At 70.5% G+C, this 24,258-nt stretch carries 24 protein-coding genes and 2 pseudogenes; 15 read left to right on the top strand and 11 right to left on the bottom strand.

Going from position 1 to position 24,258, the window contains the following annotated elements; all coding sequences use genetic code 11:
• Positions 1-179 precede the first annotated feature (179 nt).
• The 10 genes from ACFW1A_RS14335 to ACFW1A_RS14290 all read left to right on the top strand — a co-directional run bounded on the left by ACFW1A_RS14335 (position 180) and on the right by ACFW1A_RS14290 (position 9,737).
• Positions 180-947, top strand: a complete 768-nt coding sequence (locus tag ACFW1A_RS14335) for a 2-keto-4-pentenoate hydratase (protein WP_380408717.1) — start codon at positions 180-182, stop codon at positions 945-947.
• 78 nt (positions 948-1,025) lie between these two features.
• A complete protein-coding gene (locus ACFW1A_RS14330; protein ID WP_380408715.1) occupies positions 1,026-1,928 on the top strand; it encodes an acetylating acetaldehyde dehydrogenase in 903 nt (300 codons plus the stop codon).
• Positions 1,916-2,932, top strand: a complete 1,017-nt coding sequence (dmpG, locus tag ACFW1A_RS14325; protein WP_380408712.1) for a 4-hydroxy-2-oxovalerate aldolase — start codon at positions 1,916-1,918, stop codon at positions 2,930-2,932. The genes ACFW1A_RS14330 and dmpG overlap by 13 nt, the downstream gene beginning before the upstream one ends.
• A gap of 131 nt (positions 2,933-3,063) precedes the next feature.
• Complete coding sequence (locus ACFW1A_RS14320) at positions 3,064-3,909, top strand: HpcH/HpaI aldolase/citrate lyase family protein (protein WP_380408709.1); 846 nt, start codon at positions 3,064-3,066, stop codon at positions 3,907-3,909.
• Positions 3,910-3,931: 22 nt separating this feature from the next.
• Positions 3,932-4,459, top strand: a complete 528-nt coding sequence (locus ACFW1A_RS14315; RefSeq protein ID WP_380408707.1) for a MaoC family dehydratase — start codon at positions 3,932-3,934, stop codon at positions 4,457-4,459.
• A 16-nt stretch (positions 4,460-4,475) separates the two neighbouring features.
• Entirely contained in the window at positions 4,476-5,654 is a 1,179-nt protein-coding gene (gene eis, locus ACFW1A_RS14310; RefSeq protein ID WP_380408705.1) for an enhanced intracellular survival protein Eis, read from the top strand.
• A 117-nt stretch (positions 5,655-5,771) separates the two neighbouring features.
• A complete protein-coding gene (locus ACFW1A_RS14305) occupies positions 5,772-6,545 on the top strand; it encodes an XRE family transcriptional regulator (RefSeq protein WP_380408703.1) in 774 nt (257 codons plus the stop codon).
• 19 nt (positions 6,546-6,564) lie between these two features.
• On the top strand, positions 6,565-7,758 hold the full coding sequence (locus ACFW1A_RS14300; RefSeq protein ID WP_380408701.1) for a M20 family metallopeptidase: 1,194 nt from the start codon (positions 6,565-6,567) through the stop codon (positions 7,756-7,758).
• Positions 7,759-7,906: 148 nt separating this feature from the next.
• Entirely contained in the window at positions 7,907-9,295 is a 1,389-nt protein-coding gene (locus tag ACFW1A_RS14295; RefSeq protein WP_380408699.1) for a sporulation protein, read from the top strand.
• Between the two features lie 307 nt (positions 9,296-9,602).
• Positions 9,603-9,737: a hypothetical protein gene (locus ACFW1A_RS14290; protein ID WP_380408737.1), complete on the top strand. Its 135-nt coding sequence runs from the start codon at positions 9,603-9,605 to the stop codon at positions 9,735-9,737.
• A 338-nt stretch (positions 9,738-10,075) separates the two neighbouring features.
• Here ACFW1A_RS14290 and ACFW1A_RS14285 read toward each other — a convergent pair.
• The 3 genes and pseudogenes from ACFW1A_RS14285 to ACFW1A_RS14275 form a co-directional block, all read right to left on the bottom strand.
• Positions 10,076-10,435: pseudogene (locus ACFW1A_RS14285) on the bottom strand (hypothetical protein); the annotation flags it as partial.
• Positions 10,436-10,598: 163 nt separating this feature from the next.
• Positions 10,599-11,207, bottom strand: coding sequence for a Fic family protein (locus ACFW1A_RS14280; protein WP_380408696.1), 609 nt, complete (start codon positions 11,205-11,207; stop codon positions 10,599-10,601).
• Positions 11,194-11,916: a hypothetical protein gene (locus ACFW1A_RS14275; RefSeq protein ID WP_380408694.1), complete on the bottom strand. Its 723-nt coding sequence runs from the start codon at positions 11,914-11,916 to the stop codon at positions 11,194-11,196. The genes ACFW1A_RS14280 and ACFW1A_RS14275 overlap by 14 nt, the downstream gene beginning before the upstream one ends.
• A 1,257-nt stretch (positions 11,917-13,173) precedes the next feature.
• Between ACFW1A_RS14275 and ACFW1A_RS14270 the strand changes: the two genes are divergently transcribed.
• Positions 13,174-13,749: a hypothetical protein gene (locus ACFW1A_RS14270; RefSeq protein ID WP_380408692.1), complete on the top strand. Its 576-nt coding sequence runs from the start codon at positions 13,174-13,176 to the stop codon at positions 13,747-13,749.
• 281 nt (positions 13,750-14,030) lie between these two features.
• On the opposite strand, the gene ACFW1A_RS14265 is transcribed toward ACFW1A_RS14270, so the two are convergent.
• Together ACFW1A_RS14265 and ACFW1A_RS14260 are read right to left on the bottom strand one after the other, a co-directional pair.
• Positions 14,031-14,723, bottom strand: a complete 693-nt coding sequence (locus ACFW1A_RS14265) for a DUF402 domain-containing protein (protein WP_380408690.1) — start codon at positions 14,721-14,723, stop codon at positions 14,031-14,033.
• A 54-nt stretch (positions 14,724-14,777) separates the two neighbouring features.
• Entirely contained in the window at positions 14,778-15,332 is a 555-nt protein-coding gene (locus tag ACFW1A_RS14260; protein WP_380408688.1) for a GNAT family N-acetyltransferase, read from the bottom strand.
• A gap of 94 nt (positions 15,333-15,426) precedes the next feature.
• Between ACFW1A_RS14260 and ACFW1A_RS14255 the strand changes: the two genes are divergently transcribed.
• Positions 15,427-16,125 carry an SUKH-4 family immunity protein gene (locus ACFW1A_RS14255; protein WP_380408686.1) on the top strand — a complete coding sequence of 233 codons (699 nt, stop codon included), beginning with the start codon at positions 15,427-15,429 and terminating at the stop codon, positions 16,123-16,125.
• Between the two features lie 19 nt (positions 16,126-16,144).
• Here the strand turns inward: ACFW1A_RS14255 and ACFW1A_RS14250 are convergent, their stop codons facing one another.
• Both ACFW1A_RS14250 and ACFW1A_RS14245 read right to left on the bottom strand, forming a co-directional pair.
• The gene (locus tag ACFW1A_RS14250; protein ID WP_380408684.1) at positions 16,145-17,743 is read right to left on the bottom strand and encodes an ISL3 family transposase; all 1,599 of its coding nucleotides are present in this window, start codon (positions 17,741-17,743) and stop codon (positions 16,145-16,147) included.
• 233 nt (positions 17,744-17,976) lie between these two features.
• A complete protein-coding gene (locus ACFW1A_RS14245) occupies positions 17,977-18,195 on the bottom strand; it encodes a hypothetical protein (protein ID WP_380408682.1) in 219 nt (72 codons plus the stop codon).
• A gap of 291 nt (positions 18,196-18,486) precedes the next feature.
• On the opposite strand from ACFW1A_RS14245, the gene ACFW1A_RS14240 reads away from it, so the two are divergent.
• On the top strand, positions 18,487-19,335 hold the full coding sequence (locus ACFW1A_RS14240; RefSeq protein ID WP_380408679.1) for an IS5 family transposase: 849 nt from the start codon (positions 18,487-18,489) through the stop codon (positions 19,333-19,335).
• A 45-nt stretch (positions 19,336-19,380) separates the two neighbouring features.
• On the top strand, positions 19,381-19,803 hold the full coding sequence (locus ACFW1A_RS14235; RefSeq protein ID WP_380408677.1) for a hypothetical protein: 423 nt from the start codon (positions 19,381-19,383) through the stop codon (positions 19,801-19,803).
• A 710-nt stretch (positions 19,804-20,513) separates the two neighbouring features.
• Here ACFW1A_RS14235 and ACFW1A_RS14230 read toward each other — a convergent pair.
• The 4 genes and pseudogenes from ACFW1A_RS14230 to ACFW1A_RS14215 all read right to left on the bottom strand — a co-directional run.
• Positions 20,514-20,885: pseudogene (locus ACFW1A_RS14230) on the bottom strand (transposase family protein); the annotation flags it as partial.
• A gap of 7 nt (positions 20,886-20,892) precedes the next feature.
• Positions 20,893-21,357, bottom strand: coding sequence for a hypothetical protein (locus tag ACFW1A_RS14225; RefSeq protein WP_380408675.1), 465 nt, complete (start codon positions 21,355-21,357; stop codon positions 20,893-20,895).
• Positions 21,358-21,413: 56 nt separating this feature from the next.
• Positions 21,414-21,995, bottom strand: coding sequence for an SUKH-4 family immunity protein (locus ACFW1A_RS14220; protein ID WP_380408673.1), 582 nt, complete (start codon positions 21,993-21,995; stop codon positions 21,414-21,416).
• A 143-nt stretch (positions 21,996-22,138) separates the two neighbouring features.
• A complete protein-coding gene (locus tag ACFW1A_RS14215; protein ID WP_380408671.1) occupies positions 22,139-22,357 on the bottom strand; it encodes a hypothetical protein in 219 nt (72 codons plus the stop codon).
• A 214-nt stretch (positions 22,358-22,571) separates the two neighbouring features.
• Between ACFW1A_RS14215 and ACFW1A_RS14210 the strand changes: the two genes are divergently transcribed.
• A complete protein-coding gene (locus ACFW1A_RS14210; protein WP_380408669.1) occupies positions 22,572-23,933 on the top strand; it encodes an AAA family ATPase in 1,362 nt (453 codons plus the stop codon).
• Positions 23,934-24,258: the final 325 nt, after the last annotated feature.

The raw sequence follows: 24,258 nt of genomic DNA, 5'->3' as shown, positions 1-24,258 counted from the left end.
GACCGTCCGAAGCTGCTGCCGGCGCCCCGGCGCTCAGCAGCGAGCAGCACAATTGCACCCGCGATCGGGTACTCGACACCCTCCCGCCTCTGCTTCCGGGCCTGGCCCACCTGGGTGCCACGGTGGCCGGGGACCCCTGCCTCATTCCGGGGCCGGGAGGGAGCCCGCAGGAGCCGTGGGTGGAGCAGGAAGCGCGTGCCCTGCTCGCGGCCGAGCGCTCCGGCACGCCGATCGAGCCGCTGACGGCGCGCCGCCCGGGGGTGACCCTGGCGGACGCCTACCGCGTCCAGTGGGCCGGGACGGCGCTGCGGATCGCCGATGGCGCCCGCCCGGTGGGCCACAAGATCGGCCTGACGTCGGCGGCGATGCGCGAGCAGATGGGCATCGACGCCCCGGACTCCGGGATCCTGCTGGACGACATGGCCGTGCCCAGTGGCGGTGAGCTCGCCGTCTCGGGGCTGGTGTGCCCGCGGATCGAGGCGGAGTTCGCGTTCGTCCTCGGGCGGGACCTGGCCGGGGAGGCCGTGGACCTGGAGACCGCGCGCAGCGCTGTAGCGCAGGTGATGGCCGCCCTGGAGGTGATCGACACCCGGTACCGGGGCTGGCAGATCACGCTGGAGGACAGCGTCGCGGACAACGCGGCCTGCGCCCGCATCGTCACCGGCCCGCCCGCGGCCTTCGAGTGGGGGATGGATCTGCGCGATCAGGTTCTGAGCACGCGGATCGACGGCGCCGTGGCCGCCACCGGTGCGGGCCGGGAAGTCCTGGGGGACCCGCTGGCGTCCGTGGTGTGGATGGCCAGGCGCCTGGCTGCGTTCGGCGTCGGGCTGAAGGCCGGCGACATCGTCCTGGCCGGTTCGGTGCACGGCAGCCTCCCCCTGCTCGCGGGCGCGCACGTCGAGGCGAGCTGCAAGGCGCTGCCCCCGGTCAGCGTCCGGACCCGCTGACCAACCTGCCCCGCCCGGCGTTCACGTCCTGGCGGCGGCCGACTTCACAGATCACCGGAATGCGGAAGGGAGTTCGTCATGAAGGAACCCGCAGTGCGACTGAGGGCCGCGGTGCTCGGGACCGGCAAGATCGGCATGGACCTGGCCGAGCGGCTCGGCAGGTCCGGCGTGCTGGAGTGCGCCCTGATCGTCGGCCGCGCGCCGACCTCGCCGGGCCTGCCCCGGGCGGCCGAGCTGGGGCTCGCGACGATGGCCGGCGGGATCACCGCGTTCGTCGAGGCCGGGGAGCGCTTCGACGTCGTCTTCGACGCCTCCAACGCGGCGGTGCACGCCGCCCACTGGGATGCGCTCGCGGCCACAGGCGCCGTGCTGGTCGACCTGACCCCCAGCAGCACCGGCACGCGCGTGGTGCCCACCGTCAACGGCGACCAGGCCGCCCGGGCCTCCCGGCACTTCAACATGATCAGCTGCGGCGGGCAGACCGCGATCCCCGTCCTGCACGCCATCGCCAGCACCTGCGCCCCGAACTACGTCGAGGTCGTTGCCACCGCCGCCACCGCAAGCACCGGGCGCGGCACTCGGCTCAACATCGACGAGTACATCGCGACCACCCAGGCCGCCGTCCGCGAGCTGACCGGAGCGCACCGGGTCAAGGCGCTGCTCAACCTCAGCCCGGCCCGGCCCGAGCCGCCGTTTCGCGTGCAGGTCACCGTGCTCGCGCCCAACGCCCGCCCGGAGCCGGTGCGCGCCGCCGTCCTGGCCGCCGCCGACCGTGTGCGGGCCTTCGCCCCGGGCTACACCGTCACCTCCTGCACGGTCAGCGGCGAGCGGATCGACGTCGCCCTGGAGGTCACCGCCCACAGCAGCCACATCCCCGCCTACGCGGGCAACCTCGACATCATCAACGCCGCCGCCGTGCACACCGCCGAGCGGGCCGCCGCCGCCCTTACCCGGGAAGGGGCAGCCCCATGGACCAGGTGAGCCGGCCGAAGGTGACGCTCTACGACCCGACCCTGCGCGACGGCCACCACGCGGTGCGCCACCAGCTCGACGCCGACCAGCTGCGCGCCTACGCCACCGCCGCCGACAAGGCCGGCGTGCCCGTCGTCGAGGTCGGCCACGGCAACGGCCTGGGCGCCTCCTCCCTCCAGCTCGGCCAGGCCAGGCTGAGCGACGACGAGATGCTCACCGTCGTCCGCGAGTCCCTGACCCGCAGCCGGATGGGCGTCTTCCTGGCACCGGGTTGGGGCACCGGCGCGGACCTGGCCAACGCCGTGCGCCGCGGCGCCGACGTCGTACGGATCGCCGCCCACTGCTCCCAGGCCGACGTCGCCGAACGCCACCTGGGCGAGGCCCGGTCGGCGGGCGTCGAGGCACAGGCCGTCCTGCTGATGAGCCACATGATCGGACCCGCCGAACTCGCCGAGCAGTGCGCCCTGCTGGTGGCCTACGGCGCGCAGGCCGTCGGCATCATGGACTCCGCCGGCCACTACCTGCCCGCCGACGTGACGGCCCGGATCACCGCCATCCGCAGCGCCGTCGGCGAGGTGCCGGTCATCTTCCACGGCCACAACAACCTCGGCCTGGCGATGGCCAACTCGTTGTCCGCCGTCGCAGCCGGAGCCAGTGTCATCGACGGTTGCGCCCGCGGGTTCGGCGCGGGCGCGGGCAACGCCCAGCTGGAGGTGCTGGCCGTCGTCCTCCAGCGCACCGGCCACCCCACCGGCATCGACCTGCACCAGCTGCTTGCCGCCGCCGACCTCGCCGAGGCTCGCCTGATGAGCGCCCCGCCGACGATCGACTCGATCAGCCTGGTGAGCGGCCTGGCCGGGGTCTTCTCCGGCTTCAAGCTCCCCGTCCTGGAAGCGGCCCGCCGCGGGGGAGTGGACCCGGTCGACGTCCTCTTCGAGCTCGGCCGACGCCAGGTCGTCGCCGGGCAGGAGGACCAGATTCCCGCCGTCGTCCGCCAACTCCAGCGCACCTGACCCCGTCCCTCCCGGCCCGCCATCGCGCCAGGCGACGGCGGGCCGGACCCTGCCGAACAGGAGAAGACCGTGAACAACCTGAGCGCACCGCAGAGTCCCGGCGCCCGCCGGCACCAAAGCGGTGAGCGCCCGTGAGCCGCCGGTGGAGCGCCCCGGGCGGGGCCTGGATCATCACCCCCGCCCTGGCGGGCGAGCGCTTCGCCAAGGCCCGCAGCTGCGGCGCCACCGTCGCCCTGGTCGACCTGGAGGACTCCGTCGCCCCCCAGGACAAGGACCTCGCCCGCGAGCGCGCCGCCGACTTCTTCGCCACCACCCACCCGGCCGGACCCGTCCCCGCCGTCCGGATCAACGCCCTGACCACTCGCGCCGGACTGCGCGACCTCCTCGCGCTCGCGGACCACCGTCCCCCGCTCGTCCTGGTCCCCATGGTCGAATCCGCCCGCGACATCGAGGTGGCCGCCGCCGTCCTGGACAGCGACGGCTACACCCCGCAAATCTGGGCCCTGATCGAGACCCCGCGGGCCATCGAGAACGCCTCCACGATCCTGGCCGCCCCCCGGCTGGAGGGCGTGTTCTTCGGCGCGGCCGACTACGCCGCGATCACCGGCGCCAGCCGCACCTGGCAGGCACTGCTGCACGCCCGCGCCGTCCTGGCCAACGCCGCCGCGGCCGCCGGCGTCGCCGCCATCGACTCCCCCTACTTCGACCTGACCGACACCGATGGGCTGCGCACCGAGGCCGAGCAGGCTCGCGCTCTCGGGTTCACCGGCAAGACCGCCGTACACCCCCGTCAGGTCCCGGCCATCACCGAGGCGTTCCGCCCGACCGAGGCCGAACTCGCCCAGGCCCGCGCCATCGTCGCCGCCCGTGGCCGGACCGGCGCGTCGATCGCCAACGTCCACGGCCAGATGGTCGGCGCCCCGTTCTACGCCGCCGCCCAGGCCCTCACCGAACGAGCCGGCCACCAGGCCACCTGACCCACCGCCGAAGGAGACGAACGTGAACACCACCCTCCAGGGCTTCCGCTGGATCGGCGAGAACCGCTACCGCGAGGTCGTCGGCGCCGGGCTCGGTGAACTGCCTGCGGGCACCGTCATCGAGCATCGGCCCAAGCGGACCGTCACCGAGCTCGACCACGCCATGACCCTCGCCCTGACCGGCAACCCCGCCCCGGTCCACTCGGACGCCGAGTACTGCCGCACCACCGGCCCCGGCCAGCCCCTGGTCTGCGGGATCGTCACGCTCGGCATCGTGATCGGCATGACCGTGCGCGCCACCAGCGGCCTCACCTCGGCCAACCTCGCCCTGGACAAGGTGCGCTTCACCGCCCCGGTGTTCGTCGGCGACACCCTCAGCGCGACCACCGAGATCCTCCACTCCCGCCCCTCGGCCAGCAGGCCCGGGAACGGCATCGTGACCTGCCGCATCACCGGCCACAATCAGCGCGGCGAGCAGGTTCTCACCGCCGAACGGACCTTCTTCGTCCCCGCCGACGCGCAGCCCCTGCGCGATGCCACCGACTACTGACAGGAGCAGTACCGCGATGAGCGAGCGGACCCTGTTCATCCAGGCCGAACGCGGCCTCCTCGACGACTATGACGCCCTGGCCACCCGCAGCTACGGCCACCCCGTCCCCGCCATCCGCCAGCTCGCCGGACGCGTCGACACCCGCATCGCGGTTCGCGGCGGCAAGGTCGTCGCCGGCGGACTCGGCTTCCTGACCGGCCAGCACTTCGGCGGCCGCCCTGTGCCCACCGCCTGCCTGGGCTCCGGATGCGTGGCCCCGGAGGAACGCGGCGAGCACCTGGCCCACCGGATGCTTGAGGAGCGGATCCGCCCGCTGCGCGAGCAGGGCGCGGTCCTTGCCACCGTCTGGACCGCCCTGACCAAGTACGCCCGCCGGATGGGCTGGCAGGCGCCCGCGCCGGCAGCCACCTGGCAGGTCCCCGCCGACGCCCTGCGCAGCACGTTCGACCCTGGCGCCTTCCGGATCGAGCACGGCGCCACCTTGGCCGGCGAACAGCTGCAGGCCGAGCTGGCCCGCGCCTGGAACGGGACACTGGCCCGCCCCCGCTGGTGGAACGCCTTCCTCACCGAGCACCACGGCGCCCATACCTACGAGTTCACCAACCCCGTCAGCCACGCCCCGGCCGGACAGCTGACCCTGGCCACCACCCGCCACCCCGAACGCGGCGCCCAGCTGACCGTCCACGGCTTCTGGGCCGCCGACCCGGATGCCGCCACCGCGATGCTCGCCTTCCTCGGCCGCTGGGACAGCCGCGTGCCCACCATCCGCTTCGAGCGCACCGCACTGCCGCCCTACCCGCTGCTGCTCCACACCCTGCCCCGCGCCACCCTGCTGACCACCCACGCCCAGCCGCCGTGGATGCTGCGCATCCTGGACCTGGAGGAAGCGGTCCGCCTGCGCGGCTGGCCCGCCGACCTCGACCTGCGGATCGGGATCGAGATCGGCACCCAGGACAGCTCCGGGCAGGACCACTACCTGCTGGAGATCGCGAAAGGCGCCGCCCAGCTGACTCCGGCCGCACCCACCGAGTGCGAGGTCACCTTCACCCGCGCCCAGTTCACCCTCTGGTACGCCGGCGCCTACCGCAGCACCGCCGCAGCCCGGCTCGCAGGACTGTGCGGCGCCCCCGACGCGCTCACCGCGCTGGTGCGCACCACCTGCGAGCGCGAGCCCTGGCTCACCGAGCACTTCTGACCCACCGGCCCGCCGAAGCCCTCCCACACCCGCCGCCGACCGGCCGCCGGACAGGGAAGGTTCCGGCGGGCCGTGGGCTGGGGACGACATCCAACAACGAAGCAGCAGGGGGCGGCCATGACGCGAGGCACCGACGGCGATTCCGCACTTAAACGCGAGCGCACCGCGCGCAACTGGACCCTCGACCAGGCGGCAGCGAACCTCAACGCCATCACCGGCGGCGCCACCGACCCCAGCCTGATGAGCGCCTGGGAATCCGGCCGCCGCCGCACCGGAAAGAGAAACCGCGACGCCCTCGCCCAGCTGTACCGCCAGCGCTCCGCCGTGCTCTTCGCTCACCAGGACGGCACCGGCGCAAGCGTCCTGGAGCAGGCCGGCACCGACGTTGTGCACCGCCTGCTCACCCGCTGGTCCGACCTGGTCGGCGCCATGGTCGAGGTCGCGTCCACCGCGCAGGAGTGGCTGGTCGTCACTGGCAGCCGCTCCCGCGAGAAGTCCTACCTGGCGGCGATCGAGACCGCCGTAGCCCAAGTCCCCGACCTGGTGCACTACCGCGTCCTGTACGGGCCTCCCCACCACCAGGAACTGACTGACCATCTGCTGCGCCTGCTGGAGCTGCGCGACCCGCGCGAGCGGCGCAACGGCCACCCGACCCTGCGGATCGGCGTGGTCGAGCAGCCAGCCGCGATGGAGCGGTTCTTCGTCGCCTCAGAGACCCTGGCGGTGGTCCCGCTGCCGTCCCTGCACGGCGCCGACGGCTTCGACTCCGGGGTCCTGCTCGGGCCCGAGGCCGCAGTCGGCTTGGTCCAGCACGCGCGGGAGGCATGGGCCTCGGCTCGGCCGTTGCACACCCCGGAAGCGGTGCTCGCGCTCACCCAGCGCGAGAAGTAGAGACAGGTCGAGGAGCGACGTGAGCGAGAACCTGCTGGAGGCGGCACAACACCGAGCAGCATCGGTCGTCGACCTGGCGCAACGGCTGGTGCGCGCGCCCAGCCGCGGCGGCATCGACCCGTACGAACCGGTCCTGACGATCCTGGAGGACTGGCTGACCGAGCACCTGCTGCCGCACCGGCGTCTCCGCAGCCCCGACGGCACCCTCGTCGGCCTGCTCGTCGAGGTCGCCGGAGCCTCACCCGGACCGTGGTGGGCGCTGGACGCGTGCCTGGACACCGCGCCCTTCGGCGACGAGAGCGCCTGGTCCTTCTCGCCGACGTCCGGCGACATCGAGCAGGGCTGGCTGCTCGGCCGGGGCAGCGCCGACTCCAAGCTCGCCGCCGCCACCTTCGTCCACATTGCCGCCGACGTCCGCGCCCGCGCCCACGAACTGGCCGGCGGCCTCGCAGTGCTTCTGGACGTCGACGAGCACACCGGCGGCTTCGGCGGCGCCCTCGCCTACCTCGCCGATCCGCAGGCCACCCGCCCCGACGGCGTGATGATCGGCTACCCCGGACTGGACGAAGTCGTCGTCGGCGGCCGCGGCCTGTGGCGCGCCCAGGTGAAGGTCCACGGCGCGTCCGGCCACTCCGGCTCCAGCCGGCCGACCGTCGGAGCGATCTCCCGCGCCGCCCACCTCATCCACGCCCTCGACAACGCCGACCTCCCCACCCCCGCCGACGGCGACCCCTTTGCCCTGCCCCCGAAAATCTCCGTCACCGCCTGCCACAGCGGCGAGGGCTACTCCGTCGTCCCCGACCTGTGCACCCTCAACATCGACATCCGCACCACCCCCGCCTACACCGAGCACGACGCCCACCACCTGGTCCACGCCGCCACCGCCGCCCTCGACCGCAACCACCCCACCCAGCACCCCACCACCGTCAACACCGTCGCCACCTGGCCCCCGTTCCAGCTCGGCCCCGGCCAGGAACCCGCCGCCACCCTGCTGCGCGCCGCCAAGAAGACCGGCCTCGAACCCCGACCCAAGACCGCCGGACCCTCCAACATCGGCAACCTCCTCGCCCTCCACGGCATCCCGGCCACCGCCGGCTTCGGCGTCCCCTACGAAGGACTCCACGGAATCGACGAACGCGCCCACCTCACCGAACTGCCACACGTCTACGCCGTCTACCACCAGACCGTCCTCGACCTGCTGCGCCAGGCCTGACATCCCAGATCCGTCCCAGATCCATCCCACCGAGCGTCCCGGAAACAGCCCAAACCGCAGCCCTGGCCCGCCCAGGGCCGCGGGCGGTCCCATGAAGGCGCTGGCCGTCCACGCGCCAGCGTCGTGACAGGACCGAGGAGGCCTCGCCGTGGCGCACCGGACACCGAAGCAGCCGAACACCAAGCTGGACGACTTCCTGACGACCTACCGGGTCAGCCGCAAGGCACTGGCCCACCTCGTGAACCAGCTCGGAGCCGCCGAGGGACACCCGACGTCCTACTCACACACCAGCGTGGGGAACTGGGTGGCCGGCATGAGGCCCAAGGACCCGGCCCCGAGGCTGATCACCACCGCCCTCAGCCGCCGCATCGGCCGGGCAGTCGACCCGGAGGAGATCGGCATGGGCGTGGCGCGCGAGGCGGCTGCCCAGCTGGGCTGGGATTTCCCCAGAGACCGCACCGACGCCGTCCGCGGCGTCCAGGACTACTGGAGTACCGGCAACGTGAAACGACGCGACTTCCTGAGCGGCGGCACCTTCGCCGCCGCCGCCTACGCCACCCCCGTCACCCGTTGGCTCGCCCTCCCCTCGGACCCCACCGGCGGGCAGAGCCGCGGGCGCAGGATCGGACGTACTGACCTGGCCGACCTGTGGGAGGCCGCAGACCAGGCCCGCCAGTGGGACTCCAAGTTCGGCGGGGGCGACTGGCGCTCCAGTTCGGTAGCCCAATGCCTCACCCACAAGGCCGTCCCGCTCCTGGACGGCACCTACTGCGACGAGGTCGGCCGCGAGTTGTTCTCCGCCACCGCCGAGCTCGCGCGCGTCGTGGCCTGGTCGGCGTTCGACAGCGGCCAGCACGCCGTCGCCCAGCAGCACTTCATCCAGGCGCTGCGCCTGGCCCGGGCGGGCGCCGATGTCGAGATGGGCGCCTACGTCCTCAGCACTATGGCGATCCAGAGCCTGCTCCAGGGCGATGCCGACGGTGCCGTCGACATGGCCCAGGGGGCCTTTGAGCGGGCCAAAGGCCACGCGGCCCCCCGCGTCCTTGCCTTCGCGGCGCTCGCCGAAGCCCGGGCCCACGCACGGCTTGGCGACTCCTTCGCCGCCACTGCGGCTCTGGACCGCTCCGAGGACCTGCTCGGCCAGATCCGTCCCGGCGGCCACGACCCGAAGTGGCTGGACTACTTCACCGAGGCCCGGCTCGCGGCCGATGCCGCTGAGGTCAACCGCGACCTGGGCAGACCCGCGCAAGCCCTGGCCTGGAGCCAGCGGGCCCAGACCATGCCGGCGGACCGATTCGCCCGGGCGACAGGGCTCCGCTACACGGTCATCGCCACGAGCCACCTGCAAGCAAGCGACCTCGACAGCGGGCTGGCGGCCGGCCGCGAAGCCGCCAGGATCCTGGCCACGGTCAGCTCCAGCCGTGCCACCGCCTACCTCGCCAAGGTCATTGAGGCTCTCGCCCCATGGAAACGCGAGCGGGACGTCCGTGAGTTCACCGCCCTCGTCGACACGCTCGCCCTCGCCACGCGTGCCTGACCGCCGATAGCGGCGAACCGGCCAGCCATTGACACATGGTCAACCGGCTTTGACGCACGGCACGCATCCCCGCACCACGTCGTGAAAAGCTGGACCACCTCGGCCGGACCGGGCCGTTGTTGACGAGGGGGCGACGTGGGCAGCGCCGTAGTGATGACCACCATGATCCCGCTGGTCCCCGTACCGATGACCTGACGCCACCTGCGCAGGCTGCGGCTGCCGGCGCTCGATGTCCCCAGCTCGGCCCGCCTGGTCTCGTGGGCGGTCGTCTCCGCGTCGCTGCCGCGAGGAGGCGCTGGCGGCGGCGATGACCGGGAGGAGAGAGCTCGGCGCGTGCCGCCGGATGCGCTTCGCCCGCGACGCCTCCTTGCGCTGGCGCCACCCGGTCCGGGTGCACCGGGTCCGCGACGACATGGACGCCGGGGCGGTGCCGCCGACCTGAGGGCGTTGCGGCGCTGGCCCCAGCTTGGTGAACGCCGTCTCGATTGCCCTTGTTACCGGGAGCGGTGGTGCTTCGGGCCGCCGAAGGCGGTGCCTGGCGAGCTCAGGGCGGCTGGGCGCAGTGCGCCGGTGCCGAAGCGCAGGTTCGCGCGGTCGATGACCGGTTCCAGGGTGTGGAGGTCTTCGGTGCGCTGGTCGAGGGTGAGCTGGACGGCAGCGTGTGCGGCGGCGGTGAGCTGGCCGGCCCGGGCTGTGAGTCCGCGGATCCGGGCCCGTTGCAGGCCGAGGCCGGTGCACAGGGCGTAGAGGGTGTCCTGCAGCTGGGGGGGTGTGTCCGGTGGGCTCGCGCAGGGTGCGCGACTTGGTGGTGGAGCTGCGGTCGGCGTAGATGACCTGGAGTTCCAGGGTGCGGGCGATCTGGGCGGAGCGGCGCAGGATGGCGCCGAGTTCGACGGCGAGGGACAGCAGGGCGGTGCGGGCTTCGTCGGGGTCGAGGACGTCGCGGTCGAAGTGGCGCTTGGCGGTGATGGTGGCGGGCGGCCCGGCGGGGGTGACGCGGCGGTGGTCGGTGCCGTGGGCGCGGTCGTGCAGGAGGCGCCCGGTGGAGGTGCTGGCGATGCGCTGCACGGTGGCCAGTGGGAGGGCGGCGAGGGCACCGATGGTGGTGACGCCGTAGCGGGTGAGGGAGCGGGACGACATCGACACTCCCACCGTGAAGTACATCCGCGACCTGCGGCATCTCCTGACCCACCAGCGCGGTGAGCTGCGTACCGCGCACGCGCGTGGCGAGCCACCGCCCTTGACCGCCTGCATCCCGAGGTTCTCGGAGCGGGCCCGGGCGGCCGGAGAAGTACTACACGCTTCAGTGTCGGCGGCGGTTGAGCACCCCGATGAGAGTGGCAAGGTCGGCGGCACCGGCCGGGTCATCCGGGTAGCGGGTGGTCTGGAGTGGGCCGACCTCAGGAAGGACGATGTCCTCCCGCGCCAGAACATGGACCAAGGTCAACAGTGCGGCGCGGGCGTTGCCATCGGTGAAGGGGTGGAAGAACGCCACGTCGAGGTAGGCGCGGGCCGCGCGGGCCGCCAGCGGGATGTCCGGGTCGGTCGTCTCGTTCAGGCACGAATCGAAGTCGGCCTGCGTGTGAGGGGTCAGGCCGTAGCGCTCGCGGCCGGCCTTCGCATAGGCGTCGCTCACGCGGAACGGTGCCTCTGCTGCAGCGAGGACTTCGCATTGCCAGCCGGCCAGGAGTACGAAGTTCAGCGGGGTCTGGCGTGCGGCATCTTCTCGGGCCAGGGTGTGTGCGGCGAGCAGACGTTCGGCGCGAATCGGGTCACGTCGGCGCACCGGTCCCCCGCACCAGGACCGGAATCCATCGCGGTCGGTCGGGACCCGTTGTAGAGCCGGTGCGTGTTGCCAGTCGGCCTCGCGGCGTACACGCAGCCAGGCCGAAAGGCTGTCAGAAGCGGTCATGGAACTCCTCCAGCGCCGCCCTCTCACGATGGTCCTGGTACGGCGTGTGGCCGGTGAGGCCAACGGCCAGATTCTCGCCGACGGATTCGATCAGCGTCCGTTCCGGGGTGACCCAGCTCTTGAACCGGCCACCGATCGCGTTCTCCACCGCTTGCGCGGCTTCGGCCCGGTCCATGCCGGTGCTGGTGAGGAACCAGCCAAGGACGATCGGGGTCTGGCCGCGCCAGGCGTTGTCCGCGCCCGAGTCCATGGTGTGGGTCACGAGCCGGACGCAGGCCCGTTCCAGGTGCCAGCTGCGATCCTCGGGCGAGGCGTCCGGCGGCGGCGCCAGTTCGGTGAAGCGCTGGGCCGTTCGCTCCAACCACACCCGCCATTCCAACAGCGCGGCCACGACACGTTCTGCGGTCTCGTCGGGGGTCGTCACCGAGCTTGACCCGCTGACCCAGTTACCGATGGGCCCGCCGTCGCGGTAGCACCAGCTCCACCCCCAGGCCCAGGTGCCGTATCGCTCCCGGATGATCGCGTCTACCTGGCTCTCGCACCAGCGTTCTCCCTGCCACCAGCCAGCCATACCGGAGAGCACGGGTGGCACCCACTCGCGGACCAGCGAGCGGAGGTGCTCCTCCTCGTCCTCGTCCCAGGCGAACGAGTGGCGGGCAGGGTCGAACTCATCCCAGTCCCGAATGCCCTCGTAGGTGATGGGGGGCACGCGGTTGTCGGGGAAGGGCAGGGTGTCACGGTTGTACGTCAGGGCTGGCCACTCTTCCTGTCCGATGTGATCGACCCAGCAGTCTCGGCTCAATGCCCCTGGGACCGCTAACGGTTTTCGGACCGCGTCGGCTTGTCCGTCATGCCGCTGCTGCTTTGTCGTCGTCGCCGAGCACGCTGAAGTCGACGTCCAGGCAGGCATCGTAGGCGTCGGGGCGATGCCGAGATTGTGGGTGGAGTACTCGCCGGGGAGCTGGCGGGGCGGGCCAGGCGGCTTGGGCCAGACCCTTCGCCCCTGTCACGTCCAGAGTGTTCGGGCGGTCCTCGGGCCGCGTGACAGCGCGCTGAAATTCGTACATCAGCTCAACGGGATCGATGCGTCCTCCTTGTGCACTCCAGTCTGCCCGACGGCCTGGCGGCCCCGCTCTCCGGATCGCTGACAACCAAGGTCGAAGTGAACTTCTGTAACGCACCGTCAGTCACAGCAGACCACATGGGATGATGTGGAACGCCACTGCATCGCTCAGACAGACTGTCCGGAGGAAGCGCCGCGTGTCCGACAAGTACAGGGGCCACGGCTCCCCGCGTAAGCTCGCGGCCGCGATCGTGCGAGTGCTGGTCCTGGGAGTTCCCGTGGCGTACGTCGTGTCGAGAGTGATCGGGGCGAAGAGCAAGCAGGTCGGAGCACAGCTGGACGCTTCCGGGCGGACCTCACCCGACTTCCCGGTGGCGTACCTGGTGGTGGCGGCTCTGGCGATTGGGATTGCGGCCTCCGTGGTCATTCTCGTCGTTCGGGCGAGCAAGCGCCGCAGGGCTACCCAGGCACAGCCGGTTGAGTCCGATCACCCCGCTGGCCCGGGACAGCCACCGGGCCGGTAGCAGAACCGGCGGCCACCGCCCAGGTACCACCACGAGGAGGGGTAATGCCTGCTTACCCGGCTGAGAGCTGGCACCGTAGTCCGCTGCGCCACCCCCGGAAGGAACTGGACCTACCAGGCCCCCCGCTGACTGCCGGCCGGCGCCAGGCTCGCAGCTCTTGGCCGGTGGTGGCGCCCTGGATCTGGCCCTGCTGTTGGCCACTGAGCCCATGCCCCACGGTGTGACACGAACCGTGCTGCAGGTCATCGCGGCCCCGGCCGTGTTCGGCGCCCCCACAGGCCTGGCCGTGCTGCTGCGCCGATACTTCGTCCCGGCTCGCCGTCACGCGATCGGGTGAGAACCGCCCCGAAACCGCCGCCGGGGCGGGATGATGCGCGCCATGTACGAGTCACTACTCCCAGACGAAGACCAACTGCGGGGCGCTCTGGCGGCGCTCGGGCTGCCCGTGCCGGCTGCTCTGGAAGATGAGGACCCCCAGGTCCGGGCTTGCTTGCTGGCCGCACACCTGCGCCGCGGAGCCGAGCGGGCCAGCCGCAACCTGTTCACGGCGGCGGACCGGGCGGCTGCGGTGGAGATCGCCGACCGCACCCGAGTGCACAACTGGCCAGTGCCCGAAGACCACAGGCTGGCGGCCCTGCTCCACCTCGGTCGGGCCTCCGACCACCTCGACGTGCTCGCAACAGATCTTTCCGCGCCTGGTGCAGTCGGGTTGGATGTCGGCGGGCAGGTGGGAGAGGGCTTTGCCGCAGCGGCCGGGAAGCTCGTCGAGACAGCCGGCCACGCGATCCGCCTACGTTCTACGCCCGACGACCTCGGCCTGGCCTGCGACAGGGCCGACGCCGAAGAGATCATCGAGGTTCTCGACGACGCGAGCACCCTCCTCAACTCCGCGCTCAACCGGCGCGAAGCAGCCACGTACGGCGTGGCGAACCAGTTGTTCCCCGACGCTCGCTGACGCGCTGTTGGAGCGGCTGGGGATGGTGGACGAGGGTTCGGCGCCGCAGTCCAGGGGTGATGCGGATCCGCGAAGACTCAACGGACCCCACCAGGGGCCGGGGTCGCAGTCGGGGTGCGGGCCGGCCGGGGACCGGATGTCCCCCTGTCGGGTGCTTTCGTCAACGAAAACACCCGGTTGATCGGGCGCCCGCCGGCCAACGGCTTGGCCCCCGACGCGGGTCGGCCAGACGCGCTGGTGCCGGCAGTGGGCATCCAGTTCGCGAGTGTGGCTTGGAGTGCTCAGCTCGGGAGCGACGTGGTGGTGATGCCGTTGCCAGGGCCGTCACCGGCGCTGTCCGGGAGCACCGGGACAGGCCAGGTGGGATCGGGTGTCCAGGCCGGCCAGGCTCCGCTGAACGGCAGGGCCGGTCCTTCAAGGAGGGCGAGCGCGCGCTCGCGGGCGGCCTCGACGAGACTGTGGAGGGTGTCGTCTACCAGGCCCAGGCGGCGGCCCTGTTCGTACTCGTCCTCGTCCTTCCAGCGGTAGGACGAGAGGTCGGGTTCGACGACCAGGTCGACGAAGAGGTCGAAGGTGTCCAATCCGATGTGGGTACGTTGATAGGGCATCTCGAAGTTGACGTACCAGCGCAGTGGTTCACCGGTGGCTGCGTCCTGGAAGGTGTGGACGCTGAAGTACTCGCCGGCCGTGAACCTGGAGCGCAGGGTCGTACCCTCCCAGGCCCACAGGCCGAGGTGCCAGTCGCCGCAGGCGAGGTTCTCCAGGCCCTGCTTGCGGACGCGGTCGTCGCCGGTGCGCATTGCGGCGGACCAGGTGGTGGGCCCCAGGCTCTTGAGGCCGGGCCAGTAGGCGAGGTCGAGGGTGGTCCCGTCGTCGCTGATGGTGCGGTAGGGCTGGGCCGACCAGACGCGGCCGTTGATGACGTCGCGGCGCACCGCAGTCGCTCCGGACGGGAATCGGGTGGTGGCGGTCATGGTGCTCCCGGCTGTCGTCGCCGGAAGCGGGCGGTAACCCGGGCCGGCGGGTGGTCAGAAGTCGGTGCGGAGCAGCAGCAGGTCCAGGACCGGGCCGTCCGGACCGGCGTTGTACGGCCCCGCGTACCGGTACCCGAGTCGATGGTAGAGCCGCTGGGCTGGCTGGTCGCCCGGCATGGCGAGCAGGGACACCCACTCGGTGTGCAGCGCCTCCAGGAGTGCGGCGTGCAGGCGGGTGCCCACGCCCCGGCCCTGCCAGCCGGTTCGGACGGCGAGTTCACAGATCCCGGCGAGGGAGTCGGTGTCACGGGCCTCGGGGGCGATGGCCGGAAGGAGTTGCTCGCCGTACCAGTAGGCGGGGGTGCAGCGGAAGCCGTAGCCGAAGCCGACGGCGTGGCCGGCGGAGAACGCCACGATGAGGGTGAAGTCGTCGCGTCGGGCGTGCGCGGTGATCTGGCGGCGCAGGGTCTGGGGGGTGAAGCCGGCCCGGGCGACGTCGTCGTGACCGGCGTGGGCCTCGGCCCAGATGTCGGCGAGCGTCTCCAGCAGGGTGTCGGCGTCGCCGGCGCCGTAGCGCCGCAGGGACAGGGGCGTGGTGGGGGCGCTCATCGGTTCCTTCAGGCGGCGGGGTGATGACGATCCTCGAAAATGGCTCTGGCCGTGATTTCGTGACCGATCTTGAGTTGGGCTGGCATGCCGGGAGATGCTGCAGGTTGTGAGGAACGAACACGGCGACGAGTGGGCGGCAGTCGAGGACGAACTGCGGCTCATGCTTTCGCAACCGCTGGAGCGGTTGATTGCCAATGAGCGGCCGTTGCTCATCCGGGAGGCTCAGGAGTGGGACATCCCCGAGAGCGACCGGATTGCCCTGGACGAGTGGGGCCTGCCGCACCTGCCGCTCTTCACGCTCAGGCCGCAGACCGGAGTGGATCCCGTCCTGGTGCCAAACCTGGCAGGCGAATACGAGCGTCGCCTGGTCAAGGACGGCCAGCGACTCTACAACCTCGGATTCTGGGGGCCGAACGATGACAGCTTCGTCGTCGGCGTGGTTCCCGGCGATGGCCGTGTCCTCTGCCTTCTCCCCGCTCCCATCACCATCGACGACATCCCAGAGGTCCTCAGGCCGTACCACTCAGGCCTCCACAAACCAGCGGTCTCCTTCTTCAGCTCCTCGGTTGCCCAGTACGTCCAGACTGCTTGGCGCTGGTCCGCGGCGATCCAGATTCTCCGGAAGGTTGAGGAACCTTCACACACGGCTCCAGAAGCAGATCATGTCCGCCACTACGAGCGTCTCTACGCATGTGTGGAGCTTGTAGCGGACATAGCACGACACGTCGACCGCGCGGTCGCGGCCGATGATCAGTCAGTCTGGATCGAGCTGATTCGCGGGAACTCCATCTGACCTGGCCGTTCCCTCTCGCTCAAAGCCGGGTGAGGATTCGGATCCTCAGGAGCCGGAACGAGGCCCGGCCGTACATGGCTCTCTTGATCGTCTTCACGCGGTTCACGTGGCCCTCGACGATGCCGGAGCTCCATTCCAGGGTGAGGCCAGCGGTCACCGCGTCGAGGTCCTGGCGGAGGAAGCCGGCGAAGCTGCGGATCGGGCCGGGGCTGTCCTGTTCGGCCTGGCGGATCCAGTCGAGCAGAAGGTGGCCTCGGCGGTTGCGGACCAGGTCGCGGAAGACGCGGGCGAGGTCGCAGGCCCGCGCGAGGTCCGGGCAGGCGAGTCGGACCTGGTCGAGTTGCTCGACCTCGTCGGCGCTGAGCCGGTCGCGGTCGCGCATGATCCAGGAGGTGATCTTGCGCGGGCTCGGTGCGGCGGTTCGGGCCGGTTCGGCGGTGCCGGTCCGCAGTGCGGCGAGGTGCTTGCGGACGACTTGGACGCTGCCTCGGTAGCCGCGTTCGGTGATCTCGCGGAACAGCCGGGTTCCGCTCGTGCACCCGGCGGCGAAGCGGGAGTTGAGGTAGGGCTTGAACGGCTCCAGCACACCGTCGGGGCGGCGGTCGCGGGCGGAGGCGAGCAGGAGGTCCAGGTCGGTGGTCTTGAACTTGCGCACGGTTTTGCGGTCCAGGCCCAGGTGGCGGGCGATCGCGCTGATCGTCCAGCCCTGGTCCAGAAGCCGGTGCACGTCGATGTACCGGTGGCGGGTGCGCTCGACCATCGCCGTCTTCGGCAGCGCGGGTGGCGGCAGGTCGACCAAGACGGGCTCCGGCGGGTCCTCGGCCGCGGTCGGCGCCTCGTCGTCGAGGCGTTTGCGCAGGCAGGAGCGGTGCTGGTGGCAGGTCTTCTCCACCGCCGCCGACAGGTTTTGCAGCAGGTGCCAGCGGTCTGCGACTTCCAGGGCGTCGGGTGCGGCCTGCTTGACGGCCTTGGTGTAGGCGCTGGCGCGGTCGCGGCAGATGATCTCCGCCCCCGGGTGGGCGGTCAGCCAGGCGGCGAAGGTCTCGGACGTGCGGTCGGGCAGGACGTCCACGACTCGACCGGTCTCGACGTTGACCAGGATGGTGCCGTACCGGCGGCCGCGGCGGAAGGCGAACTCGTCCACCCCAAGGACGCGCGGGGCCCGCTCGGGCACCGGTGGTTCCTCCAGCAGTTCCAGCAGACGGGTCCGCCCGGCGGCCAGGTGGAGCTTGCGGCACAGCCGCTCGCCAGCCCGTCCGCCGAGCTCGGCGGCCACCGTCGTCTGCCACTCCTTCAACCCCAGGCTGGACCGGCGATGAGGTTCCGTCAGCCGGTCCACCTGCTCGACGAACGTCCTGCGGCCACACGACTTCCGGTCACAGAAGAACCGCCGCACCCGCAACCGCACCACCAACTTCTGTCCACCCAGCGGCCGTTCGGATAGCCGGCGGCGATAGGTCGAGTGCACCCTCCGCCCTCGCCATCGGCAGCCCGGGCAGGACGGTGGCCGTCCGCTCGCCGCGGCGTCGACGAACAGCACCGCGGCGGTGGCGCTCACACCCTCCAGGCGTACATCGATCCCGGGAAACAGCACATCTTCGATCGAGCAGACCCCCACGATCGAGACCTGCCCCGAGCGAACGTTCCTGCATTCGCCCCCTGACCTAGGGATTCACGCAGATCCGGTCAGAGCCGTGGAACTGGCCGGCACCGTGGCCGTCACGCCCACCAAGCCGCTCATGCCCTCGGTGGAGCGCAGCACCACCGGGATCCCCCCACGACTCCCGTCCGATTCTGACTAGCAGTCAGATCACAACCCCATAACGAGCGCCCACCGCGGACCTGCGAAGGTCATACCCGACGGAACGGGACCCGGCTGTCCGGGTGAAGCGCCGCGCGGCAGGCGGCGGTGAACTGCTCGACTGCCTGGCCAGCCATCAACCCGGCCTCCCAACCCTCCTTGGCCTGCTTGAGGATGGCCTGCTGCGGGTCCTCGGCGGCTATCCAGTTGTCCATGAGGGTCGCCACATCGCGCGCCCGCTCGATGGCCGCGAAGGCCGCGCTGGCCACGGCTGTCGGGCCTTCTACGAGCACCTGGCTGTGTAGGTGAAAGCGGAGAGCGGATGTCGGTGGGTTCTGGCGTCGGTTCTTGATCGGGATGCCGAGCGATGTTGGCGAGAAGCGAGAGCACCTCGATGGCGGTGTCGGCGTGTCGGAGACCGGCGGCATAATCCGTGCCGTGGATCTGAGAGGGTGTTCGATAGGGGATTCCCCCCAACTGTCCGGCTTTCGTTCACGCGGCACGGACTCGGTTCCAGGATCTCGTGGCGGCCGGGTCCGTGTCCGCGATATTGATCAACCGTGACGGAACGACGGCGGTATCCCTCGGACCTGAAGGACGATCAGTGGGAGCTCATCGAGCCCATGCTGGTGGAGTGGCGACGCACCCGCGCCGAAGGGCGTGAGCCCACGACCGAGCTGCGCGAGGTGGTGAACGCGATCCTCTACGTCGCGCGGACCGGGATCGCCTGGAGGTACCTGCCGCACGACTTCCCGCCCCACACCACCGTCTACGGCTACTTCAGGGAGTGGGAACGCGACGGCACCACCGAACAGATCCACGACACACTCCGTGACCAGCTGCGGGCGAAGAAGGGCCGCCGCGTCCTGCCCAGCGCGGCGATCATCGACGCCCAGTCCGTGAAGGCCTCGCCGAACGCGCCTGCGGACTCCCAAGGCTTCGACGGCGGCAAGAAGGTTAAGGGACGCAAGCGCCACATCGCCACCGACACTCTCGGCCTGCTCCTGGTCCTGATCGTCACCGCCGCCGGTGTCCAGGACTCGGCGGGCGGCAAGCAGGTCCTGGACACCCTCGCCGCCCAGTGGCCCACGGTGAGCAAGGCGTGGGTGGACGCCGGCTACAACAACGCGGTCGTCAGGCACGGCGCCGCACTCGACATCGACGTCGAGGTCGTGGCCCGGGACAAGGAGCAGAAGGGCTTCGTCGTGCAGCCGATCCGCTGGCGCGTGGAGCAGACCTTCGGGATCATGTCCCGATACCGGCGGCTCCACCGTGACTACGAGGAACTGCCGGACCGGTCACGCTCGATGATCCAGTGGGCCATGGTGAACTCCATGACCAGCCGCCTCACCGCCAACCCGGACAGGACCGGGCAATACCTCCGCCCGAAAACGCCTGCGGCAGCCTAAATCGGTATCGAACACCCTCTGAGAGCGGAACTGGTGCCCCCGTCGGTGAGCCAGCAGCGGCAGGACGAGCTCAGCCGTGAGATCGTGCGGATCGCCGACCTGGTGCTCCGCGGAGCCGAGAACGCGGACGAGGAGATCGCGGCCTTCAACGCGAGGACGGGCCACGACTACGTGGCTCTCGACTTCGCCGAGTACGACGCCAGCCGCGACGTGGCCGAGTTCGCGCTGGAGGCAGCCCGCCCGGCCCGGCCCCGGATCGCGGACGTCACCACGGACGAACTCGTCGAGATCGTCCGCAGAATCCTGGCCGGCGACCCGGAGAGCGACTACTACCTGCGGCTCCTCGAAGCCAACGTGACGCATCCCCGGGTCAGCGACCTGATCTTCCATCCCCCGGCCGGCCTGCGGGACGCCTCGGCCGAGCAGATCGTCGACGAGGCCCTCAGGTATCGTCCGATCGCCCTGTGACCGGCCGGGAGCCGAGTACCAGCGCACGGGCGAGTCGTCCTCGCCTGCCCACATGGGATGGTCAGGCAGCTCAACCCGGGAATAGCGAGTATGGAGGATTGGCAGCAGCCGGTCCGGTAGCTCGCAGGCGTCGTATTGGCTGCCCGGAGCGAAGAGGGATTCGCCCAGAACGAGCTCCACCCAGGCCAGAGACATCCGGTCGAGGAAGGGAATCCAGCCTTCGCGTGACTCCACGACCACCGGCGGGTCTTCCGGCTCGATCTGGGCCAGGGGGATTCCCCAGCAGGCGCAGTCCTGGTTCTCGCGCCGGAAGACCAGGACACCGTCCAAAGCCTCGTCAACGTAGAGCCCGGTCGGCCGGACCAGTGGGTCCTGCTGACGAGTCAGGTCATCCCGACGGCCGAAAAGCGCATACCCCGCACGCATGGCAGCCGGCAGCTCGAAGCCCAGATCGGCCTCTGCGGCGGCCAGCTCCTCTTCAGAGCAGCCGTCTTCCCGTTGCAGCGGACGGTCCGCCCACGCGCCGGCGAACCACTGCACGAAATCCAGGGCTTGGGAGAGCGCCCGCACTCCACCCTGTAGCTCCACCGACACGTCAGGACCATCCAGCATGACGAGGACGCTACCGCCTTCCTGGGCCACACGTAGAGCCACCGCCAGCGCGAGCCCGTCACCGCGTCACCGCTTGACCCACCGACGACATGAGATGTCTTCGACTGCTCGGCGATCGCATGGTCGCGGGTGGGAACCAGGGTGCCGTCCACGATCAGCACGGTGCCTTTGCGAAACCGGAGCCGGGGCTTGAGCGCGAGCATGGGCCCGACGTGGTCAATGACCCGACCGGCCGCAGACTTGGATACCCCGAACAGCGGCGCGAGCTGCCGCAATGTCAGATTCGTGCGCCAGTAGGCAGCAACCAGCAGGACCCGGTCTTCCAACGGCAGGCCCCACGGACGGCCGCGGCGCACGATGTCGGCGCCCTCGCGGCGGAGCATCGTGACCAACTTCTGGAAGTCACGCGGGCCCAGCCCCGTGAACGGGCCTATCCAGGTCGGCTCCGACGCCGTGATCACACCAGCCACTCCAAGATCATGGCATTGGCGTGGTCGGGCCTGCGGGTCGGTCCACGGCCAGGACCCGGAGGTCACCGCTCCAGCTCTCGCAGCGGACACTGCCCGATGGGAAGTCCAGCTCAAGCGCCACACGTCCTGTCGCCGGCTCCCACTCCTGCCGGACGTCGAGCACAACCTCGCCGAGGTGGGCCGCGAACGGGGTCTCGTCACGTACGGGCCGAACGTCGATCCGGCCCCAGTCGCCCATGTCGAACCCGTCATCCGGCCCGGAGGACTCGACCACGAGGCACCAGTCCGTTCCACTGGCGATGTTGGTGGACCTGTCTCGATCGTCGATCAGCCACACCTCGACCGGGGCGTCACCGGGGTGCCCGTCGTGAATGTGCCACGACGCCAGCACCCCGACGAGCCGGCTGCCGACCAAGGACAAGGGATCGATGCCGGGTCCGTGCAGCCAGCAGGCCGGGTTCAAGTGCTCCACCCGGGGACCGTACCGCGACCGTCAGCGCTGCCTCACCTGCTTAAACGGGACAGCTCTTAGTCGCCCAGCATGTTGCCGACATAGTGCAGGACCATAGACCACGTGGAGCCCCCGTACTCGTACTCCAGCGCCGCATGACGCGCGGCGGCCGGGTCTACCGTGCGCAGCAGCTCCAGCAGCCGCTCCACCGCCCCGTCCGGGTCGGCCTCGCCGTCGGCCTCGGGATCGTAGGCGCCGCGCTCCATCTCCAGGGCGTACAGGAACGTCCCCAGCGCCTCGACGCTGCTGTTCAGCAGGTGCGGTGCCCCTCCGTCGGGCATCGAGTAGACGAGCCCGGTCACGGTGTCCACCGCCACGCTGTCGAGGCCGATGCCTCCGAGCGCCAGCCATGTGGACATGTCGAACGTGCAGTGGGAGTACTGCTGCGCGACCCGCTGCCAGGCCTCGCCTCCGATCTCGATGCGGCCGTCTGCGAGCTCCTGGCTCGACTCGAACCACCGCTCGCGGTCCGGGAGGCCGACATCCCGCAGGAATGCCCGAGTCGGGGCGTGGGCGATGCGGGCGGCCAGATGGTCCGGCAGGAGCAGGAGTCCGTCGGGAAAGGCCTGCGCCATGGCGTCGTGATCGATCTGCTGCATGGGCTCCATGATCCGTTCCTTGAGGGGCACTGAGGGCGTCCGGTTCGGCGATCTGCTGCTCGGCGCCGGACGCCGACGGTGAAGCGGGCCAGCGGCACTCCAACCGGCTGCCAGCGCTGACTGCTGTGTGGGCGTGGTGCCGGTCAGCGGCGGATGCGGATGCGGATGTCGACAGCTGCGCGGGCGGTCGTCGCGGTGGTGCCGACCCCGAGGGCCGCCGCGACGAGGTCGACATTGCCGGTGAGGACGAGTACGGGCACTGCCATCATCGTGGCCAGCGCAGTCAATCCGGTGACCCAGCACAGCACCTTCTCCGGGCGGCTCAACGGAGAGGGCTCCGAGCCATGGTCGAGCGTCGTCATGTGCGAATCTCTCTCTGCGAGTTGACCAGTGATGAGAGGTCAACACTGTCGACTCGGGCCTGCCGTGGCCAGCGGTCCGGCATGTCCGCCGGACGAGCCCGGACGTGGGTCCGGCACGGCACGATGGTCCGCGGCGCTGACACTGACGAGGTGGGGAGGAGCGGGGGCAATGGGCGGGGCGGGAACGCGTTGGGGTCCGTTGGTCGGGCCGAGCGTGGCGCACAACGCGGTGGCGGATCTGCTGCGATCGTGGCTCGACGTGGCCGGCTGCACGGTGGGGATGCTGATCGGCCGCTTCACGCCGGAGCACTTCGGGGATGCCACTCCACCGGGACGCTCGGCGACCTACGACCGTCTCGCAGGCAAGGGCCTGACATGGGAGTTCATCGAAGCTGTGGTCGACGTCACCACGGGCAGTGCCGATCTGCAGGAGCAACGCCTAGCAGAGGTACGGGTCCACTGGGATCTGGCCTGTCAGAGCGGCATCGCACGTACGAGTCGGGCGGACATCGACCTGGCGCATCGGGCTCTCGACCTGGCCGAGCGGCTGCGCAAGGCGGAGCACCGCGTGGTCCAGATGGTGTCGGAGCGCGACCGCATCCGGGAGGTGGCGCGGGCCATGATGATCATCTGCGAGCGGATCAGGGAGCGCGTCGAGGACCTGCACAGAGACCAGGCGCTCGGACGGATCGCCGACGGCGATCCCACGGTATCGGGATGGGAGCTGCGGCTGGAGGAGGGAGACTGGCAACGGGCCCGTGCCGAAGACGAACGCGAGCGCGTCCAGATCATGCTGCTGGCCTGGTCACGGCACGTCGCCGACCTGAGCCGGTCCCTGCTCCCAGGAAGCCGTTACGCGCTTCCACACTCGGCGACTGGAGACCCCGGGCTCGTCGGAGCGCTCGACCTTCACGATGGCGACCTCGACAACGTCGACCGCATGCTCAGCCTGACAGGCCAGGCAGTTGCGGAATCGAGCGATCTTCTCAACACCTTCGCCGCGGAACTTGGACGGCGGAACGGCGCCCCCGAGCCCTTCCTGCAGTTCGTCCGACTGGGAGGCGGCCCGGCCGCCGGGTTCCCCTCGCTGCCGATCACGCGCCAACTGGAGAGGGGCCTGTCGCTGCGCTCGGGGATCACCGTTCTGGCGGGCCCGAACGGCTCGGGTAAGTCGACAGTCTTGGCGGCACTCGCTCGCCTGGCCGGCTGCCAGGTACTTGCAGGACGTGATCCAAACGAGTTCAGCGGTGCGCTCGACCGATGGCTGGAAGCCCGCTGGTCGCCGGCACGGACACCTGAGAGCTGTGAGTTCCGGGCACAAATGGCTGACGGGCCAAAGGGTGTTGGCCCTCTGACCAAGGAGATCGATGGGGCACGCAACAGGCTGTTCCTGCTCGATGAGCCGGAGGCCAGCCTGCATCCGAAAGCCACGGCCCGACTGGTCGAGCGGATGGTCGATCGAGTCGCGCATGGCTGCCAGTTCGTTATCACGACCCACAGCATGACCTTGGCGTCGATTCCTCAGGCCCAGGTAGTCACCTTCCGCCGCCCGCCGGAAGGCCGAGTCCGCGGATAGAGCGATGAGACGGCAGACCCGGCCTGGCTGTTGCTGCGGCGGTATTGGTCATGGCCCAGGGACGCCGAAACTGTGACGGACTGTTTGATGCCGCCCTATCATTCAGAGGGTCATCTGCTCGGCGGTCGTGCGGCCGGTGCTCATGTGTTGGCCAGACCCCCCGCTCGCGTGGTTCCTCACGCCGGCGCCTCGACTGTCGGGCACGCCTGGTATGCATGCGCCATGGACATTCAGGACGACCGGTTCGACTGGATCGACGAGGAGGACGGCTTCTACCCGGTCCTCACGCTCGTCGAGGGGGTCGCCGAAGACGAGGTTCTCCGAC

This window comes from Kitasatospora sp. NPDC058965 (genome assembly GCF_042741245.1).
In the GTDB taxonomy this organism is placed as follows: Bacteria; Actinomycetota; Actinomycetes; order Streptomycetales; family Streptomycetaceae; genus Kitasatospora.
This window is presented reverse-complemented; position numbering and strand designations above follow the sequence as displayed.